Origin of the sequence: Streptomyces sp. NPDC001890, from assembly GCF_042891445.1 — a bacterium.
Lineage (GTDB): Bacteria > Actinomycetota > Actinomycetes > Streptomycetales > Streptomycetaceae > Streptomyces.
In genome coordinates, this window is record NZ_JBIATE010000046.1 from 1 (window position 1) to 18,632 (window position 18,632).

Below are 18,632 nucleotides of genomic sequence, written 5' to 3' on the forward strand. Positions count from 1 at the left end.
CCGGGGGGCGTGTGGGGGGTGCGCCCCTTCCCGGGGGCCGGCGCGCGGGGCCCGCCGCCCGCCCCGGCGCGGCGGGGTGCGTCTCGGGGGGGGGGGGGGGGGGCCCCCCCCCCCCCCACGACAGGGCCTTCAGCGCGCGCCCCGCTCGCTCCCGTCGGTGAAAACCTCGCCCGCATCCCCCGGCCTCAGCCCGCGAAAGCACGCCACGACGCGGCCGCAGCCGACGGAACACCCGCCACGTATGTCTCGCTCAGCCCCGCCCGGCCTCAGCCACGCTGTTCGCCGCCGCCCCCACCGGTCCGCAGCCGCCCGACCACCTGCGGACCCCGTCGGTGCACCGGAGGCCCGCCAGGGCCGAGGATGCGCCGACCAGTGGGCGCGAAGAGCCGCTTTTTCCGGGTCAAGGGGATCCGGTGCCGTAGGCCACCTTGTGGGTGATCAGGGCGCCCAGCCGGGTGCGGGTCACCAGGGTCGCGGCGCGGGCGCGCAGGAAGCCTGCGACGGGATTGCCGCCGCCGAACATGGCCTTCGCCTGCATGCGCTGCATCCGGTGGACCGATGCCGCGGCCGGGACGCGCAGCCGGGCATAGGGCGCCAGGCGTTCACGGGTCGGCTGCCCGGTGGCGAGCGCGTCGAGCAGCACGGGGTGCAGGGCGGCCGCGTCCTGGAGGGCCAGGTTGATGCCCTGGGCACCGATGGGGCCGTGGGTGTGGGCGGCGTCCCCGATGAGGACGAGCCCGTCGCGCACCCATTCGCGGGCGTGTGCGGCGAATACGTCGAGCAGGGTGAGGTCGCTCATCGACCTGATCTGGTCGTGCAGCAGGTCCTCGAACTGCGGCAGCGCACCGGCCAGTTCCTCCCGGATGTCGTCGATCCCGCGCCGTGCGACCTGGCGCCAGCCGCCGTGCGGCAGCGTCCAGCCGACGCGCAGCCGGTCGGGGTGGGTGTCGTGGACGAGCACGGCGCTGCCGGCCGCGCGGTGCACGCGGACCCGTCCGGTCTCCCGGCCGGGCGCACGCAGCGAGAACCACGCCACGTCGTGCGCGAAGGACTCGGAGCGCCCCGCGTCGATCCCGGCCAGCGCGCGCGTCTTCGAGAACCGCCCGTCGGCACCGACGACGACCCGGGCCTCGATGCTGACCCGGGTGCGGTCCGGGCCGTTCGCGAAGATGCCGGTGCAGGGGCTGCCCGGACGGCGTTCGCGCAGGGCGGCGATCCGGTGGCCCTCCAGGAGGGTGAACCCGGGCAGCCTGCGGCAAGCCGCGAGCAGTTCGTCCAGCAGGTGCGGCTGGGGCAGGGCCAGCAGGCAGTCGTACGGGGCGGGCAACCGGGAGTAGTCGATGTCCAGGAGCACCCGCTCCCGTTCCAGCACCTGGAAGCCGCCCAGCGGCGCGGCTCCCCGGGCCCGCGCGGCGTCGAGCACCCCGAGCTCGTCGAGCACCTGCTGACCGCCGGGTTGCAGGATCTCGCCGTGGAACGTACGGCGCAGCGCGGTGGAACGCTCGACGAGCGTCACCCGGACCCCGGAGCGCAGCAGCATGAGGGCCAGGGCGAGGCCCGCGGGCCCCGCCCCGACGATGCAGACGTCGGTCTCCGCCGCTTCCACGCGGACATCGGTCCCGGGCGCTTTCATCGGTTCGTCGGCCGTCCGCTCAGACCGCGGCACTGGCGGCGAGCGCCTCGTTGACCATCGTCAGGAACAGCCGCGGGGTGTCGGCCTCGTCCAGCGCCTCCTCGTCGAGGAGCACCCCGTACTCCCGCTCGATGTGGCCGACGGTCTGCAGGAAGGCGAGGGAGTCGTAGCCGAGTTCCATCCAGTTCAGGTCGAGTACGTCGCCGTCGAGGTCGACGCCCTCCTCCTCGCCCGCGCACTCGCGCAGGATGCGGGTCAGGTCACTGAGTCCGAGCCGGTCCATGGGTCTCTCTTCTCCTCGGTCGTACGGTTCTTCGGTGATTCCTGGGTGCGCGTCGCTCAGGCGGTGGGTTCGGCGGGTGCATCGGTCAGGCGGTGGCTTCGGAGTCGCGCGTCGCTCAGGCCGTGTTCTCGGGCGCCCGGACGACGACGGCGGAGTTGAAGCCGCCACGTCCTCGGGCCAGTACCAGCGCGGTGCGCAGCGGCAGTCCCAGCCGGGGGCTGGGGGCTCCGGTCACCAGGTTCAGCAGGCAGTCGTCCGCCGGGAGTTCGGTGCCGGTGGTCGGCGGGATGATCTGGTCGCGCAGGGTGAGCAGGGCGGCGGCCACATCGAGGGCCGCGCCGCCCGCCGCCAGCCGCCCGGTCATCGACTTGGGCGCGGTGACGGGCACCCCGTACGGGCCGAAGAGCGCGGTGATCGCCGCCGCCTCGGCACGGTCTGCCATGCGGTCGCCCGCCGCGTCGGCGAAAACGACATCCACCTCGTCGGGGTGCACATCCGCGTCGGCGAGGGCGAGTTCCGCGGCCGCTCCGAGCCGGCAGACCCCGTCCGCGTCGAAGGTGGCGGCGTGCCCGGCGAGCGTTCCGTACACCTGGGCCCCCCGAAGGCGTGCCTCCTCGGCGTTCTCAAGGATCAGGTGCGCACCGCCCTCACCCACGACATGGCCGCCCGCGTCCTCGGAGAAGGGCAGATAGGCACGTGCCGGGTCCGCGCACCCGGTCAGTCCGCCACCGGCGACATAGGCCGCCCAACCCCACGGACACAGCGCGGAGTCGATGCCTCCGGTGACCACGAGCCGGGCACCCTTGCGGATCTGGCGGCGGGCGTGCGCCATGGCGTCGAGGCCGCCGGCCTGCTCGGAGACGATCACCCCGGAGGCTCCGCGCAGTCCGTGCCGGATGGAGATCTGGCCGCTGTTGACCGCGTAGAACCACGCGAAGGACTGGTACGCCGAGACATGCCGGCCGCCCTTGCTCCACAGCGCCTCAAGCTCTCGCTGGCCGAACTCGAAGCCGCCGAAGGAGTTGGCGGTGACCACGCCCGCGGCATGGTCGGGCAGTTGCGCCGGGTCGGCTCCGGCGTCGTCGAGCGCCTCCTTGGCGGCGGCGAGCGAGAGCCGGGTGACCCGGTCGGTCTGGGGCAACAGCCGGCTGGAGACATGGTCGGCGTCGACGAATCCGGGCACCTCACCGGCCAGCTTCACCGGATAGCCGCCCGCGTCGAACCGGGTCAGCGGACGGATGCCGCTCTCGCCGCGCAAGGTGGCCGCCCACCACGCCTCGGTGCCGAGGCCATTGGGGGCGGCGACGCCGATCCCGGTGACGACGGCCTCGGCGGTGCGCGCGGACCCGCCGGTGGCGGATTCGGCACAAGCGCGGGGGGCTTCTGCGGGGGTGCGGGGGGATTCGATGCGGTCGTGGGGAACTTCTGCGTGGTCGCGGGGAGCGATGACGGTCGTCATGCGGCTGTGCCCTCCAGGCTCGGGCTGGTCAGGATCATCGCGCTCTGGAAGCCGCCGAAGCCGCTGCCGACGGTCAGTACCGCGTCGGTACGCAGTCGGCGTGCGGTGAGCGGGGTGTAGTCGAGATCGCAGGCCGGGTCGGGCTCGTGCAGATTCGCCGTCGGCGGGACCGTGTCGTGCTCGATGGCCAGGGCGCAGGCGGCCACTTCGAGGGCCCCGATCGCGCCGAGCGAGTGCCCGATCATCGACTTGATGGAGCTGACAGGGACCTCGTGGGCCCGCTTCCCGAGGCTGCGCTTGAACGCCTCGGTCTCGTGCTTGTCGTTCTGCTTCGTGCCGGAGCCGTGCGCGTTGATGTAGTCGATGTCCGCGGGCAGCAGCCGCGCTTCGTCGAGCGCGGCGGTGATCGCGGCGGCCATCTCCACCCCGTCGGGCCGCAGCCCGGTCATGTGGTACGCGTTGCTGCGCGAGGCGAAACCGGAGATCTCGGCGTAGATGTGCGCGCCGCGAGTGCGGGCGTGCTCGTACTCCTCGATGACGAGGACGGCGGCCCCCTCCCCCAGGACGAACCCGTTACGGGTGTGGTCGAAGGGCCTGGAGGCGGTTTCCGGTTCGTCGTTGCGGGTGGAAGTGGCACGGATGGCGTCGAAACAGGCGGCCGTGATCGGGGTGATGGGCGCCTCGGCCGCACCGGTGACCATCACGTCGGCGCTTCCCTCGCGGATCAGGTCCACGGCGTGGCCGATCGCGTCGAGGCCGGAGGTGCAGCCGGTGGACACCAGCGCCACGGGCCCCTGGGCACCGGCCGTGCGGGCCACCTCGGCCGCCATGGAGCTGGGCACGAAGTAGTCGTACAGGTGGGGCACGGCCCTGGTGTGGTCGACGAGGGTACGGGTGCCCTGCTCACTGACGACCCCGTACTCGGCGTCGAGCCCGGTGGTGCAGCCGAGCGCGCTGCCGAGGGTGACGCCGGTGCGCGTGACGTCGTACGCACCGGCCAGGCCGCTGTCGGCCAGCGCCTCCCGGGCGCTGACGACGGCGAACTGGGCGGCGCGGTCCAGGCGCCCGGACTGCTCGGCGGTGAGGCCGGACTCCTGCGGGTCGAAGTCGGCCTCGGCGGCGATCCGGGAGCGGAAGCCGGAGGCGTCGAAGAGTGTGATGGCGCGGGTGGCCGTACGGCCCTCGGTCAGCAGCGTCCAGAATTCCTTGGTGCCCGGACGGCCCGGGGCCACGACCCCGATGCCCGTGATGACGACTCGTCTCATCGCCCTTACCTCTGTCCTGTCTGGTCGCGGTGGCCGCGCAGCACGATGCGGGCGGCCCGGCCGAGCATCCGGGGCAGTTCACGGCCCCGTACGAAGAAGTGGCCGCCGGGCACGGTGCGCCGGACGAACCTCCCGGTGGTGCAGCGTTCCCAGCCCGCGACGGCCTCGGCATCGGCGAGGGGGTCCTCTTGCCCGGCGATCGCGAGCAGCGGCACGGGCACGGGGCCGGGTGCCGCCGGCCCGGTGGCGGCGGCACGGAGGCTGCGGACGAGCCGCAGATCGGCGCGGAGCACCGGGAACACCGACCGGAACCACACGTCTCCCTGCCGCACTCCGGGCGGCAGCGCGCCGAACCCGTCCAGTACCCGCAGCAGTTCCTCGTCGGGCAGTTCGGCGGCGTCCATGAGCGCGGCCGGTGCGTGGGGCGGCGGGCAGGCGCCGACGGCGAGCAGTGCGGGCATCGGCAGCCCGGCCTTCCGCAGTTCCTGGGTGACCGTGAGGGCGACCATCGCTCCGAGGCTGTGCCCGTAGAGCATGTACGGCTGCGACGGCTCCTCGGCTATCCGCTCGAACAGGGGCCCCAGGTCGGCGAGCAGCTCCTCGCGTCCGGTCAGCCGGGGTTCACGGCGCCGCTTGTCCCTCCCCGGCAACGGCCGGGCCGAGATCCGCACCGCACCGCCGGCGGCCTTGTCCCACTGGTGGAACGAGGACACCCCGGCCCCCGCGTGTGCAAAACAGTGCAGCCGCAGGGTCTGACCGTCGCCCATCGCCACCTCCCCGAGAACCGCCACGTCGGCCTCCACCCTCACCGACCTCGCTCGAAAAAGGCTCGAACGGGTCTGCAGGGTGCGAGGCCGCGCTGCGGCGGGACGGCAGGTGGTGTACGGCAGGCGGTGGACGGCGGGCGCGGCAAGGTGGTGGGGTGGTGGGGTGGTGGGGCGCCCCGGCTGCGGCCGGAATTACGCCGCGTAGAGGTCGAACGTCGATCCGCGGCGCGGCCCTGCCATCACGTCCAGCGCGGGATCGACCGTCAGCATCGCCTGGTGCAGGCGCTGCAGCTGCGGGGACGGCTCTACACCGAGCTCGTCCGTCAGGCGGCCGCGCAGCCTGCGGTACACGTCCAGGGCGGTGGCCTGGCGGCCGGAGCGGTACAGCGCGACCATGGCCTGCGAGTGCAGCCCCTCGTGCTGCGGGTGCCGCGCGATCAGTTCGGTCAGCTCGGCGATGACCTCGGCGTGCCGGCCGAGCCGGAGGTCCGCGTCGATGCGCCGCTCGATCGTCACGAGCCGGCTCTCCTCCAACCGCATGACCTCGATCTCCAGGATCGGCCCGACCCGGACGTCGACCAGCGCCTGACCGTTCCACAGCCCGAGGGCCTTGCGCAGCAGTTCGGCCGCGCGCTCGTCGTCCCCCGTCTCGAACGCGCCCTGCCCTTCGGCCACGAGACTGTCGTACGCGTGGACGTCCACGGAGTCCGACGGTATCTGGAGCAGATAGCCGCCGTGCCGCGTCGCGAGCACGTCCTTGGCGTTGCCCGGAGCGCCCGGCCCCATGGCCGTGCCGAGTCTTCTGCGCAGTTGCAGGATGTACGTCTGCAGGGTGGTGAGCGCGCTCTGCGGAAGTTCGGTGCCCCAGATCTCCTCCATGAGGGTCTGTACGGGCATCACCCGCCCCGGGTACAGCGCGAGCAACGCCAGAATCTGGCGCGGCTTGCCGGCCGTCGGAACAATCGAGCCCCCGTTGACCTCGGCACTCAACGGACCCAGAACCTGAATCTTCACGGTCTCCTCCGTAATTCGTCGAGTTCCCATCGATTTTCAGCCTTCGACTTCCCGAACAGTAGCGGGACACTGGGCAATGTCCCGAAATTCTCAAGCCGGTGTCGAGCGACCCTCCGCCACACCGACCGCGTGCCGGAAAACGCTGGTGAATTCCGTTCGGGGAGCAAAATACGAAGAGAAACAACCGGCTGGTGAAGAGCCGCGGGACCGGCCGGTGAGAAGCAGAGCGACCGGCCGGTGAGGAGCCGCGGGACCGGTTTCCGGGTGCCCGGAGCGGCTCAGGCGAGGCACTCCGGAGGGCGGCCGTGGTACTCGGCCATCTCCGCGAAGACGGCCGGGACGTCCAGCGGCGCGCCATCGGGCAGGCCCTGCTCCTCGGCGTACGCGCGGTGCAGGTTGGGGAGCAGGCGCTCGCTGTCGAGCAGGTGCGCGTACGGGCCGGGGCCGGCGGTCCGGGCCAGTTCGAGCGGGGTCGCCCCGGCCTCGGTGCCCTCCCTGGCCAGTTGCCGGATCCGGCGCAGGTACGCCTCGTTGACGTCGAGGATCTCCGGGCCGCCGACCGGCCCGTGCCCAGGGACGACGGTCGTGGCACCCAGGGCGCGCAACCGTTCCAGGGCGCGCAGGGATCCGGCGACCGAGCCCATGACGCAGAACGGCGTGACGCCGTTCATCACGAGGTCACCGGTGAACAGAACGCCCTGGTCGGGCAGCCAGACGATGGTGTCGTCGGTGGTGTGGGCGGCCGGACCGATGTGGATGAGCTCGGCCCTGATCGCGCCCACGTGGAGCGTCGTACGGTCCCGGAAGGTCAGCTCGGGCGGGGTGATCTCGATGTCGCCCCAGCAGACGTCCGGCCATAGACCCGCCATGTGCAGCCCGGCCGCCCGGACCATGGTGCGGGTCCGCTCGTGACCGATGGTCAGGGCTTCGGGGAAGACGAAGTTGCCGTAGGTGTGGTCGCCGTGGAAGTGCGTGTTGACCACGGCGCGCGGCGGGCGGGGCGCCAGCGCGAGGGCGGCCCGGCGCAGCCGGCGGGCCCGGCTCTCGGTGGCGGCGGTGTCGATGAGCGCGCTGTGGCCGCCGCTGGTGAGGATGCCCGCGTTGTTCAGGCACCAGCCGCCCGCGCCCTGAACGTACGCGTGAACACCCTCGGCCACCTCGATGACATCGATGACGTCGGCTGCATCGGTGGCATCGGCGGCATGGGCGGCATGGGCGGCATCGGCGGCGGCATGCACGGGGCACCTCTTTCTTCGTCATCGACGGGCCACGGCGGGGCCCGCCGATGATCCGGAATCCGAATTCAAGCTATCCGGATCCCGGCCTGCCTCTTCCGCCGTCTCGACCGTCCTTCAAGCGTTTTCCCGGCGATTGTTCGGAATTCCTCCAGCGGAATTATCCGCCTCATTCATCGCCGCTACAGGGGTGTCGTTCCGGCCACGGCGCGAGGGCCGGGCCGTCACACACCGACGGTCTCCTGCAACACCAGACGGCGCGGAGCGGCGCGGCCCCAGGGGAACCCGTGGTGCAGCTGGACGGCCGGCACGTGTCCGGAGTCGACCTCCACCGCCACCGCGGCCAGTGCCTCGGGCACCGGCTCGATCTCCAGGAACCGCCAGCAGGCGGCCGAGTCGTCGGCGGGCGGCCGGAAGGCGAGCACGCCCCGGTCCTCGGCCAGGGTGAACGCGAAGGAGTCGAAGGGCAGTCCGAGCCCCAGCCCGCGCGCCTTGGAGTACGCCTCCTTCAGCGTCCACAGGCGCAGCGCGCGCCGGTCCCTCGACCGCCCGGGGGCCGCCCCGGCGATCCATGCCTGCTCCTCGGCGGAGAAGGTGGCGATGATGTTCTCCAGGCCGCGTTCACCGCGGTCGAGACGTTCGACGTCGACGCCGATGCGCAGCCCGCGCGAAACGCCCAGCAGGTTGTACGCGTTGGCGTGCGAGAGGTTGAAGTCCAGGGTGTCGGCGCCACGCGGCAGCCCTCCGGCGGGCGTCTGGAGGAACGGCCGCCCGCGCGAGGAACGCCAGATGATCGCCTCGGCCTCGGGGATGCCGGTCTCCAGTGCCAGCACCCGGCGCACCAGGGCGTGGGCGACGAGGTACTGGCGGCGGTCGCGTTCGAAGAGGAAACGGCCCGCCACCTCCTGTTCGTTCTCGTCCAGCCAGTGCGAGGCCAGGGTGGCGGCGATCTGGGGCGTGAGCTCGTCGTTGGGGCAGAACCACAGATTGACGGGTTCCGGCTCGGACTTGCCCGGCTCGGCGGGGCGGGCGGAGGTCAGCGCGGTCATGCCGGGCCCTCCTCGCCGCCCAGCCACAGCGGGACGCGCAGGAAAGCGGACGCGGGCAGCGGTACGGCCACGGCGCCCGCTCCGTGGGCCCGCTCCAGGGCGGCCCAGTCGACGTCGAGCCCGGACAGCCACAGGCCGCACAGCTGGTGCAGCCGCCCGGCCCGCCACAGCGCGGCGAGATACCCGTACGTCTCGGGTGCGTCGGCCAGCCCCAGCGGGTCGGCGCCGCCGTCCCTCAGGTCGGCGCAGGGCGCACCGTCCCGTACGAACTGCTCCAGCGTGTCCACCAGTTCGCCGGTGTCGCCGACGACGGCCGCGAACCGGCAGTCCATGGCGGACCGGCCGGTACGCAGGGCCCGTGCGAGCACCCCGAGCGGCGGCACCGGGCCCGGCCCGCCGAGCAGCTCCGCGTACCGCTGTGCGGTGGCGGCCAGATGGGCGGGGGTGGGAGCGGACAGGACGAACAGCTCGCCGGCCCCGGACAGCTCCGGGGCCAAGTCCACCGTCACCGGATCCGGGTCCGGGCCCTTGTCGGCCGCCACCGGGCCCGCATCGGCCGGGAGGTACTCCTCCAGGACCACGTGCGCGTCCGCGCCGCCCGCCCCGCGCACCCCGACGCGGATCCTTCGCGGGGCCGCGTCCTCGCGCTCCCAGGCCTCGGCCTCGGCACGCCGCGGACCGGGCGCCAGCTCCTGGTGGCGCAGTTGGAGAACCGCCCGGGTGAGCGAGGCCGCCCCGGTCGCCGCCCCGGCCTCGCCGACGAGCGCGCGTACGGATCCGGCGTCCTCCCGGACGACGGTGGCCGACGCCTCCACACCGGCCGCGCGCAGCGCCGCGTGCGGCACCCGCAGCGCGGCGGCGTGTGCCGGGGCCGCGTCGGTGGTCCGGGAGCGGCGGCCGGGGCCCGAGACCGCTGCGTCCGGTGCGAGGTGGCCCACGGCGCTGCCGCGGACCAGGCAGTGGATGCTGTCGCCGTCGTCCAGGGCCCGCGCCAGGGGCTTGAGGAGCAGTACGCCGACACCTTCGCCCGCTCCGGGCCGTCGGCTGGACGGGTGCAGGAGCAGCTGGACGCCGCCCACGAGCGCGGCGGCGCATTCGCCCCGGTGCAGGGCGGCCAGCGCGAGATGGAGAGCGACGAGCACGGAGGACTGTTCGGTGTCCACAGACTGGCTGGGGCCGGTGAGGCCGAGCAGAGACGAGAACCGGTTGGGCAGGCTCCACCGCCCGCCGCCGGGCATCGGCCGGGGCCGCTCCGACGTCCACGTACCGGCCGCCAGCAGCGCGTAGTCACCGCTGCCCGCTCCGGTGAACACGCCGACGCTGCGCGCCGTCCCGTCCGCGGCGGTCAGGGCGTCCAGTCGGCCGCCGGTGCATCCGGCGTCCTCCAGGGCCTCCCACGCGGTCTCCAGGAACAGGCGCTCCTGGGGGTCCATCAGGGCCGCTTCACGCACATCGATCCCGAAGAACCCGGGGTCGAAGTCCTGTACGCGCTCCAGGTAGTGGCCGATCTCGTTGCCGGGCCGTCCGGGCGGCGGCGCCGATACGCTGCCGTGCCCGGCACGCAACCGCCGCCAGAAGGCGGCGAGATCGGGCGCCCCCGGGTAGCGCCCGGCCATCCCGACCACGGCAACCGGTTCGGCCGGTGCAGGGGCGACAGGCGCAGGGGCGACAGCACGGCCCGCAACCGGACCCTCCATGACCTCCGGCTCGGGCCAGGCGTCCGGCAGGCGGAGGACGACGGGCGCTGCTCGGGTGGCGGAGATGCCGACGGCACCGGCCGCGCCGGTCAGCAGCGCGGCCGCCTGGGCCCGGTCCAGATGGCCGTTCTTGAACCGGGTCAGGACTTCCTTCTCGTCCATCGGGACGCGCTCCTTATGGGGTGGAACAGCTTCAGCCACGGCGGGCGAGCAGCACGACTGCCTCGTCCACGGTGAGCCGGTCGTCGCGGATCGCGTCCAGCAGGACGTCGACGTCGCCGCGGAGCGCCGGCCGGGCGACGGAGGCGGATGCGGACACCGGGGCCGGCTTCCGGGCGGATTCGGCGTCCGGCGCGAACCCGCCCGTACGGGTCGCGATGTACGCCGCGACGGCGGCCAGGTTGGGGTGCTCGTACAGCAGGACCGAGCGCTCACGGAGTCCGAAGGTGCGGTTGACCGCGGCGATGAACTCCGCGGCCACGATGGAGTCCATGCCGAGCACATTGAAGGCTGCGGTGGTGTTGATCTCCCACGCGTCGCAGCACAGGATCGCCGCCAGCTGCTCACGCAGCACCTCCGCGATCCGCGTAGCACCCTCGGGAGCCGCAGAGGCCGCAGAACCGGCAGGAGCGACAACATCGGCGGAACCAACGGAACCAGCCGCACCGGCGGAACCAACGGATCCTGCGGATCCCGCACCGGCGGGGGCGGCGGCCCTGGCCCGCCTGACCTCCTGGGCAAAGGACGCCGGGGTCGGGTAGTCGTACAGGTCCGTGGCACGCACCTGGAGCCCGTACCGTCCGTTGACGACGGCCACGAACTCCACGATCAGCAGCGAGTCGAGGCCCAGGGACGGGAAGGTCTGGTCGGGGTCGATCTTCTCCGGCTTGACCCGCAGGACGTCGCCGAGGACCCCGATGAGGTCCGTCAACACATCCGCGGGATGTTCAATCGTCATCGCAGGCTCCTCCAAGCCGTCGGTGGCACACGTTCACCCGGCGCTGCCGGTGACCCCGGCCGGTACCGGTGCCCCGAAGACGCCCGAGGAGACGTCCAAGGGGGCGTCCAGGGGGCCGCCCAAAGGGCCGTCCGCGGGTTCCTCCACAGTGCGGAGTGGCGGGTACGTCCCCGGCGTCCCGGCGCGGTAGTCCGCCTCCGCGCCCCCGGGCACCAGGCTCGGCAACAGCAGCGACCACAGCCCGGTGACCCGGCGCTGGAGCTCGGCGTAAGGCATTCCCGTACCGGCCAGCGTCTCGATTCCGCAGGCCGCCGCGGCCACCAGCGATTCGATGCTCTCCCAGGCGATCCCGGTGCGGAGCTCCCCCGCTTCCCTGGCCTGCCCCAGCAGCTCGCAGACCGCCGCGAGCCAGACGCGGTGGAAGTCGGTGACTCCCTCACACAGGCCCGCGCACTCCTTGGCGATGCGGATGCCGGCCGGGATCGCCGGTTCCTCCCGCAGGTTCCGGGCCAGCCAATGGGTCGTGTCGACCAGGATCTGCAGCGGACGCAGTCCGGCTGCGCCCAATTCGCGCAACGCCTCATGCAGCAGCGCACATCCCCGTAGCTGTACGGCTTCCGCCAACTCCTCCTTGGAGGCGAAGTGGAAGTACAGCGCTCCTTTGGTCACTCCGGCGTACGCGGCGATCTCGCCGAGCGTCGCGTTCGCGTAGCCGTTGCGGTGGAACAGCTCGGCCCCCGCCTGCACCAGCTTCCTGCGGGTCCGCTCCGACCTCTCCTGCACCACGGTGCCCGCTCGTCCCATGGACCGGTTACGTGTCCGGGCCATCGGGCGGACGGCGGTCGCACCCCCGGCGTTGCGCGCGGCCATCTCAGCCCACGCGGACGAGTCGTTCGGCGCCGCTCTCCGCCATCGCCGGGTTCTCGGGGCTGGCCATGAGGATCGAGCGCTGCAGCCTGCGCAGGGCGGCGGACGGTTCGAGCCCGAGCTCGCGCACCAGCGTGGTGCGCAGCCGCTGGTAGACGTCGAGGGCCTCGCCCCGGCGGCCGGAGCGGTGCAGGGCGAGCATGAACTGCCCGTGCAGGTTCTCGTGGGTGCGGTACCGGCTGACGAGTACGGTCAGTTCGGCAAGCAGCTCGCGGTGGCGGCCGATCCGCAGATCGGCCTCGATGCGCTGGTCGAGCGCGCAAAGCCGGGTCTCCTCCAGCCGCTGGGTCTCCATGTCCAGCTGGATGCCGCCCTGTACGTCGGCGAAGGCCGGGCCGGACCACAGGGACAGCGCCTCGCGCAGCAGCCGGGCCGCGCCCGGGAAGTCGCCCCCGTCCATCGCCCGGTAGCCCATGCCCGCGAGTCGGTCGAACTCGCGTACGTCGCTGGTGCCGCCGCCGCTGTTGAGCAGATAGCCGCCCGGCAGCGTGACGAGCACGTCCTTGGCGGTGCCGCGGCCCGTGTCGCCGTCGGCCTGACTCTGTTCCAGCGCGGTCGAGATGAGGGCCCGCAGCTGCAGCACGTAGGTCTGCAGTGTGGTCCTGGCGCTGCGCGGCGGGGTTCCCGCCCACAACTCCTCTATCAGAGCCGACACCGGAACGACCTGGTCGGCATGGAGTGCCAGCAGCGCCAGAACCTGTCTCGGCTTGGCGGCGGTGGGTGTGATCGAGACCCCGTTCTCCCGCACCGCCAATGTGCCCAGTACTTCGATGTCCACGCCATTCTCCCCGCGTCCGTGGATGAGCCTCGGCCAGTAAAAAACAGGGCAGGCGGTTTGTCAACACAAAACCGACCGAGCCGTTCGTTACCTTCAGACCCCTTGCCGGACCCTCAAATACCCACCCTGACCTGCGCAGTTGCCATGCGGCGAGGGTACGGAGGCTTCCTAGAGGGTCGACCGATCCTGCATCCACAACAGAGGGAACACGCCAAAACAGACCAGCAGGTCTTCTCCTTGATCGACAACTGGGGAAACCGTCACACCACCGCCTACGGTCGCCGGGGTCCCCCGGCCTCGATTCCGGCGAGATGCGCCGCCGGCACCAGCGTCGGCAGCAGCAACCGCCACAACCGCGCCACCGTCGACGCCGAGAGCCACGCCGGATCCCGCACCCCGAGCACCTCGAATCCGACGGTCGCGGCCACCACGGCGGTCACCACGTCCTGGACCCCTGCCCCCCGGCGCAGTTCGCCCGCGGACTCGGCCTGCTTCAGGGTCTCCTCGACCCAGCGCCGCCAGCGCTCGCGCAGATCCATCCGGCGCGGGCGGGACGTCTCACCGCTCAGCGCGAAGCCGACCCGCAGCACCACATCGCCGCGCAGCTTCTCGGCGAGCGCGTGAGTGACGTCGACGAGGAGCTGCACACGGCTCGTCCCGAGCGACAGCGCACCGTTCGTGACGGCCAGCAGCCTGGTCAGCGCCTCCTCCTCGACGACGTCCACCAGGGCGGCCTTGCTCGCGAAGTGAAAGTGCAGCGCCCCATTGCTCACCCCTGCACGCGAACTGATCGCGGTGAGTGACGCCCCCGAGATGCCGTCACGGTCGAAGACCTCGGCCGCGGACCGGATCAGGGTGTCACGCGTGCGCGCCGCGCGTTCCTGTTTGACCATCAACTGCTCCGTCACTGCCAGAGGTTGCCGTGCCTGCCGAAGGGCAGACGTCGACTATAACAAACCGCCCGTGCGGTTTTTGAAAAGATTCCCTGCTCATCCGTCAAAGCTCAGAGGGACGGCACAGCTCACCCGACAGAACGCCGCGGGCGCACCTTGAGCCACTCCGCTCAAGGGCGACTCGTGTCACGCTCGAACCCCGTCGGACCTGAAACGGACCCCAACTCGGCTACGGCCCGCGCCGACCTGGCCCCCTCCTCAAGAACAGGCAGATCGGAATGAACGACTCCGCTGTTTTTGGATGACAAGGAGTCAGGACCACTAGAAATTAAACCGGTTGGTATGTATTTTCGGGCCAAGAGCAGCCCTGACCACACCTCTCGCACCAGCCCAGGGGGAGCAATGTCTGCGAGCACGTTTCAGGTCGAGCGGACCGCGTTCGACAGAGAAATGACGAGAAGCACCAAGGCCGCCGGCATCAAGCCCGGCGGCTTCTACCCCGACACTCTGACTATGACCGTGCCCAAAGAACTCGTACACCGCTCCGCAGTCGCAGAGGTCATGCTCACCGACTGGGACCGCGTCGACGACACCCGCTTCGTCATGTCCGCCCAATGGCCGCGTGGCCACAGCTTCTTCACCCCGGTCGCGGACGGCTACCACGATCCGCTCATAGGCTGCGAGACGCTCCGCCAGATCGGCATACTCCTGGGGCACGCGGAGTTCGGTGTGCCCTTCGGCCACCAGTTCCTCGTGTGGGACCTCGACCTCGCCGTACGTCCGCAGCACCTGCGGATGGGGTACGAGCCCGCCGCCCTCAGCATCGACGTCCACTGCACGGAGATCAACCAACGGGGCAAGAACCTGTCGGGGCTGCGCTTCGAGGCGGTCTTCCACCGCGACGGGAACATCGTCGCGACCGGTGGCGGATCCTTCTCCTGCATGGCGCCCGCGGTCTACCGGCGGGTGCGCGGCGAGCACATTCCCGGTGGCAACTGGGACCAGCTGCCGCTGATCAGCCCAGCGGCCCCGCAGAGCGTCGGGCGCACGTCCCCCATGGACGTCGTGCTCTCCCCCACGAACGAGCAGAACCGCTGGCAGCTGCGGGTGGACACACGGCACCCCGTGCTCTTCGAGCACGCGGTCGACCATGTGCCGGGCATGGTGCTGGTCGAAGCCGCCCGTCAGGCCACGGCGGCGGTCCTCGGCCGGTCCTCCTATCTCCCGCTCGCCATCGCGAACGAGTTCAAGCGGTACGTCGAGCTGGACGCCCCGTGCATGATCGAGGCGACCCTGCTGCCCGACACCTCCGCCGAAGGCGAGCAGAGCGTCCTGGTGACCGCCCATCAGGACGGTGCACTGGTCTTCAACTCCACGGTGACCGCAGGATCGCACGGGGTCTGACCCGTGCCGAACAGCGACTTAGCCATGCCGAACGGCGGCTGTCCACCGGGCAGCCGCCGTCTTCATTCTCTTCACCGGTATGCCCTCAACGATGCGCGTTCCCGAAGGCGCTCAGGTGGTCTGCCGCCCAGCCGCGGAAGGTCCCGGCCGGCCGGCCGAGCAGCCCGGCGACCGTGCCGTCCACCTCCGCCTTCGCGCCCGCACGGCCGCGCTCCGCGCTCTCCAGCAGCGCCTCGACGATGTCTGCCGGATAGCGCGCGCCAAGCGCGGCACGCGCCCGCTCAGGGCCCAGTTCCTCGAAACTGAGCGGACGGCACAGCAGTTCGGCGAGCTGGGCCGTCTGCTCGGCCGCTGAGATCGCCTCCGGCCCGGTCAGGGTGTGGGCCCTGCCCGCATGGCCGTCCTCGGTGAGGGCGCGTACCGCCACCTCTGCCACATCACGCGGATCGACACAGGCGTTGGCCGACGCCCCGTACAGGGCCCGCACGACGTCGTCCGAGCGGATGGATCCCGCCCAGGAGAGCGCGTTGGACATGAACGCGCGGGGACGCAGCAGCGTCCACTCCATCCCGGAGCCGCGCAACAGGTCCTCGTTACGGCGCTGCCACCGGGTGATCAGATCCTCGGCCCGGCTGTCCGCGACGGCGGCGGCCGACAGCTTCACCACCTGCCGCACCCCCGCCGACCGGGCGGCCCGGAGGAAGCCCTCGTCGTCGTCCCCGCCGGGGTTGGTCACCAGAAAAACGGTGCGAACCCCACGCAGAACACCCGCCAGCGAGGCCGGATCCGAGAAATCTCCGTGGACGACCTCGGCCGCCGCACCCGCTCCCGTGACCCGCTCCGGATGCCTGGCCATGATGCGAACTGCCAGGTCAGCCGGGATTCTTCGGACCACTTCCCGCCCGATGGTCCCTGTGGCACCGGTGACAAGAATCATGGGTTTGCCTCTCTTGCCCGACATTTCCCCGACCAGTAAGGACGAGGAAGCGGCCTGTAAGATACGAACTGGACGGTTTCTTTCACCGGCCTCCCGACGTTCACCACCCTGAGGAGAAAGGAGGCAGAGTGGCTGAGCAGCTACGAGCCATCCGTACCCGTCAGACGATTCTTTCGGCTGCGGCCAAGATCTTCGAGGAACACGGGTACCAAGCGGCCACGATCTCCCAGATCCTCACCGAAGCAGGCGTCACCAAGGGCGCCCTGTATTTCCACTTCCACTCCAAGGAAGACCTGGCTCAAGGCGTCCTCGCCGAGCAGGACCGGCGGATCATCGTCCCTTCCCGCGCCTCCAAGGTGCAGGAGATCGTGGACGTCGTGATGCTGCATGCCCACCAGTTGCAGACCGACCCCATGGTCCGCGCGGGCGTGCGGCTGACCATGGACCAGCTGGCGCAGAGCCTCGACCGCAGCGGCCCGTTCCTGCGCTGGGCCGAGGTCGGCCACGAGCTCCTCCAAAAGGCGCAGGCCCAGGGCGAGTTGCTGCCCCACATCACACCGTCCGAGACGGCCGATGTCATCGTGGGCTCCTTCGCCGGCATCCAGTCCATGTCGCAGGCCGTCTGCGAGTACAGCGACCTGGTCCGCCGGGTCTCCGCCCTGATGCGTCACGTGCTGCCCAGCGCGGTGGTGCCCTCCGTACTCGCCTCGCTCGACCTCTCCGAGGGCCGGGGAGCCGCGGTCTACGACGAGGCACTGAAGGCGGCCGACATGAGGGACCTCGTCGACACGGCCGGCTGAGCACCGCACGTGTCTGCGGAGCACTGTCAACGGTGCCCCGCAGACACGGCGACCTCGACGAAGTACGCCGACAGCGCCGCCTTCAGATCATGGCCGCCCGGCGCCCAGGCGATGTAGCCGTCGGGCCGCACCAGCAGCGCCTCGTACGGCACCTCGGCAGTAGGCCGGGCGCGGACCACGTTCAAGATCCCCTCCCACCCCCGGGCCGCCTCCCGATGGCCGTCGCCCTCCTCGCCGAAGAGCAGCAGCAGCGGCCTGCCCTCGCGCAGCAGCCCCATCACATCCGTCTCACCGTCCGCCGTGCTGAGCACCGCATTGCGCAGGAACATCCCCGTAGCCCCGCCTGAGGGCCCACCGCTGCGGTCCGGAAGCACCGTGTCCTGTGCGCTGATCATGTCGCCCAGGTGCCCGTGCGCACGGTCCGCCGCCAGAATTCCGGTGAACACGCCGCGCAACGCATCGAGTTCGGGACCGGACCGCATCAACGCGAGCTGCGCCTGCGTCTGTTCGATGACCTTCCGGGCGACGGGACGGCGCTCCAGGTCGTAGGTGTCCAGCAGACCCACGCCCGCCGATCCGTGCACCGCCAGCGCCAGCTTCCAGCCCAGGTTCAGGGCGTCGAGCACCCCGGCGCTGAGGCCCTGCCCCCCGATCGGGAAGTGCACATGCGCCGCGTCGCCCACCAGGAAGACCCGCCCCGCACGGTAGCTCCGGGCCAGCCGCGCGAAGTCGCTGAATCTGCTGAGCCAGCGCGGTGCGTCCATCGCGATGTCCCGGCCCGCGATCCAGGACACCTCCTGCTGCAACTCCTCCAGCGTGGGCGGCAGCTGTCGATCGGCGTGGGCGCCGGTGCAGTTCAACGTCCGGATGTGAGTGCTGCCCTCCGCATCGTGCTTGGCCACGATCCAGCCGCGCGGGGTGCGGTGCCAGCCCCTGACGAGCTCGTCCGGCCGGGCGAGCGTGACGGTACCCATGAGCGCGGACACCGTCGCCGGATGAGTGTCGGAAGCGATGCCCGCCCGGTCCCGGACCGTGCTGCGGGCGCCGTCCGCCCCCACCACGTACTCGGCGAAGCAGACCACGCTCCCCTCCGGCCCCTCGGCCGTGACCCGTACCCCGCCGTCCTCCTGGACGACCTCGGCCACCCGGTGCTCGCGCAGGACCCGCGCCCCGGCCGCCCGCGCCCGCGCCCCGAAGTGCCGCTCCAGCTCCGCCTGGGGGCACTTGAGGATCGGCTCGGGCTCACGTGCGGGAGCCGTGATGACCAGTCCGGGCAGACCCGCGAAGTGGAAGGGGCTCTCCACCGCGCCACCGGTGTACGGGTACCCGTCCCCCGGCAGGTGGCCACGCCGGGCCAGCGCCTGCACCGCACGGGCATGCAGCGTGGTCGCCTTCGGCTGCCCGGACACCTCGGCCCGGGACTCCAGGAGCACGGTGTCGACTCCGTACCCCGCCAGTTCGGCGGCGACGAGCATGCCGACCGGCCCCCCACCGACCACCACGACCTGTGACCGTACCGAATGTTCCCCCTGC

At 71.6% G+C, this 18,632-nt stretch carries 17 protein-coding genes; 2 read left to right on the plus strand and 15 right to left on the minus strand.

From position 1 onward, the window contains the following. Nucleotides 1–400 precede the first annotated feature (400 nt). The 13 genes from ACFYY1_RS40970 to ACFYY1_RS41030 all read right to left on the minus strand — a co-directional run bounded on the left by ACFYY1_RS40970 (nt 401) and on the right by ACFYY1_RS41030 (nt 13,973). The gene (locus ACFYY1_RS40970) at nt 401–1,606 is read right to left on the minus strand and encodes an FAD-dependent monooxygenase (protein WP_388595006.1); all 1,206 of its coding nucleotides are present in this window, start codon (nt 1,604–1,606) and stop codon (nt 401–403) included. Nucleotides 1,607–1,652: 46 nt separating this feature from the next. Then, complete coding sequence (locus ACFYY1_RS40975) at nt 1,653–1,916, minus strand: acyl carrier protein (protein ID WP_072488764.1); 264 nt, start codon at nt 1,914–1,916, stop codon at nt 1,653–1,655. A 115-nt stretch (nt 1,917–2,031) separates the two neighbouring features. Further along, entirely contained in the window at nt 2,032–3,375 is a 1,344-nt protein-coding gene (locus ACFYY1_RS40980) for a ketosynthase chain-length factor (RefSeq protein WP_388595008.1), read from the minus strand. Next, complete coding sequence (locus ACFYY1_RS40985) at nt 3,372–4,640, minus strand: beta-ketoacyl-[acyl-carrier-protein] synthase family protein (RefSeq protein WP_388595010.1); 1,269 nt, start codon at nt 4,638–4,640, stop codon at nt 3,372–3,374. Before ACFYY1_RS40985 ends, ACFYY1_RS40980 begins: the two co-directional genes overlap by 4 nt. Before the next feature lie 5 nt (nt 4,641–4,645). After that, a complete protein-coding gene (locus ACFYY1_RS40990) occupies nt 4,646–5,431 on the minus strand; it encodes a thioesterase II family protein (RefSeq protein WP_388595012.1) in 786 nt (261 codons plus the stop codon). Nucleotides 5,432–5,599: 168 nt separating this feature from the next. After that, the gene (locus tag ACFYY1_RS40995) at nt 5,600–6,421 is read right to left on the minus strand and encodes an AfsR/SARP family transcriptional regulator (RefSeq protein WP_266738047.1); all 822 of its coding nucleotides are present in this window, start codon (nt 6,419–6,421) and stop codon (nt 5,600–5,602) included. Nucleotides 6,422–6,699: 278 nt separating this feature from the next. Next, a complete protein-coding gene (locus tag ACFYY1_RS41000; RefSeq protein WP_388595014.1) occupies nt 6,700–7,659 on the minus strand; it encodes an MBL fold metallo-hydrolase in 960 nt (319 codons plus the stop codon). Nucleotides 7,660–7,880: 221 nt separating this feature from the next. Then, on the minus strand, nt 7,881–8,705 hold the full coding sequence (locus tag ACFYY1_RS41005; protein WP_388595015.1) for a 4'-phosphopantetheinyl transferase family protein: 825 nt from the start codon (nt 8,703–8,705) through the stop codon (nt 7,881–7,883). Beyond that, nucleotides 8,702–10,564, minus strand: a complete 1,863-nt coding sequence (locus ACFYY1_RS41010; RefSeq protein WP_388595017.1) for a polyketide synthase — start codon at nt 10,562–10,564, stop codon at nt 8,702–8,704. The genes ACFYY1_RS41005 and ACFYY1_RS41010 overlap by 4 nt, the downstream gene beginning before the upstream one ends. 31 nt (nt 10,565–10,595) lie before the next feature. Beyond that, on the minus strand, nt 10,596–11,360 hold the full coding sequence (locus ACFYY1_RS41015; RefSeq protein WP_388595018.1) for a phosphopantetheine-binding protein: 765 nt from the start codon (nt 11,358–11,360) through the stop codon (nt 10,596–10,598). Between the two features lie 33 nt (nt 11,361–11,393). Then, on the minus strand, nt 11,394–12,164 hold the full coding sequence (locus ACFYY1_RS41020) for a ScbR family autoregulator-binding transcription factor (protein ID WP_388595019.1): 771 nt from the start codon (nt 12,162–12,164) through the stop codon (nt 11,394–11,396). Nucleotides 12,165–12,231: 67 nt separating this feature from the next. Then, a complete protein-coding gene (locus ACFYY1_RS41025) occupies nt 12,232–13,065 on the minus strand; it encodes a BTAD domain-containing putative transcriptional regulator (RefSeq protein WP_388595021.1) in 834 nt (277 codons plus the stop codon). Between the two features lie 272 nt (nt 13,066–13,337). Beyond that, on the minus strand, nt 13,338–13,973 hold the full coding sequence (locus ACFYY1_RS41030) for a ScbR family autoregulator-binding transcription factor (protein WP_388595022.1): 636 nt from the start codon (nt 13,971–13,973) through the stop codon (nt 13,338–13,340). A 435-nt stretch (nt 13,974–14,408) separates the two neighbouring features. On the opposite strand from ACFYY1_RS41030, the gene ACFYY1_RS41035 reads away from it, so the two are divergent. Then, a complete protein-coding gene (locus tag ACFYY1_RS41035; RefSeq protein ID WP_388595023.1) occupies nt 14,409–15,362 on the plus strand; it encodes a ScbA/BarX family gamma-butyrolactone biosynthesis protein in 954 nt (317 codons plus the stop codon). An 85-nt stretch (nt 15,363–15,447) separates the two neighbouring features. Here ACFYY1_RS41035 and ACFYY1_RS41040 read toward each other — a convergent pair whose 3' ends face one another. Continuing rightward, the gene (locus ACFYY1_RS41040) at nt 15,448–16,299 is read right to left on the minus strand and encodes an NAD(P)H-binding protein (protein ID WP_388595024.1); all 852 of its coding nucleotides are present in this window, start codon (nt 16,297–16,299) and stop codon (nt 15,448–15,450) included. A gap of 128 nt (nt 16,300–16,427) precedes the next feature. On the opposite strand from ACFYY1_RS41040, the gene ACFYY1_RS41045 reads away from it, so the two are divergent. Continuing rightward, on the plus strand, nt 16,428–17,099 hold the full coding sequence (locus tag ACFYY1_RS41045; RefSeq protein ID WP_388595025.1) for a ScbR family autoregulator-binding transcription factor: 672 nt from the start codon (nt 16,428–16,430) through the stop codon (nt 17,097–17,099). A 26-nt stretch (nt 17,100–17,125) separates the two neighbouring features. On the opposite strand, the gene ACFYY1_RS41050 is transcribed toward ACFYY1_RS41045, so the two are convergent. After that, the gene (locus ACFYY1_RS41050) at nt 17,126–18,601 is read right to left on the minus strand and encodes an FAD-dependent monooxygenase (RefSeq protein ID WP_388595026.1); all 1,476 of its coding nucleotides are present in this window, start codon (nt 18,599–18,601) and stop codon (nt 17,126–17,128) included. Nucleotides 18,602–18,632 lie beyond the last annotated feature (31 nt).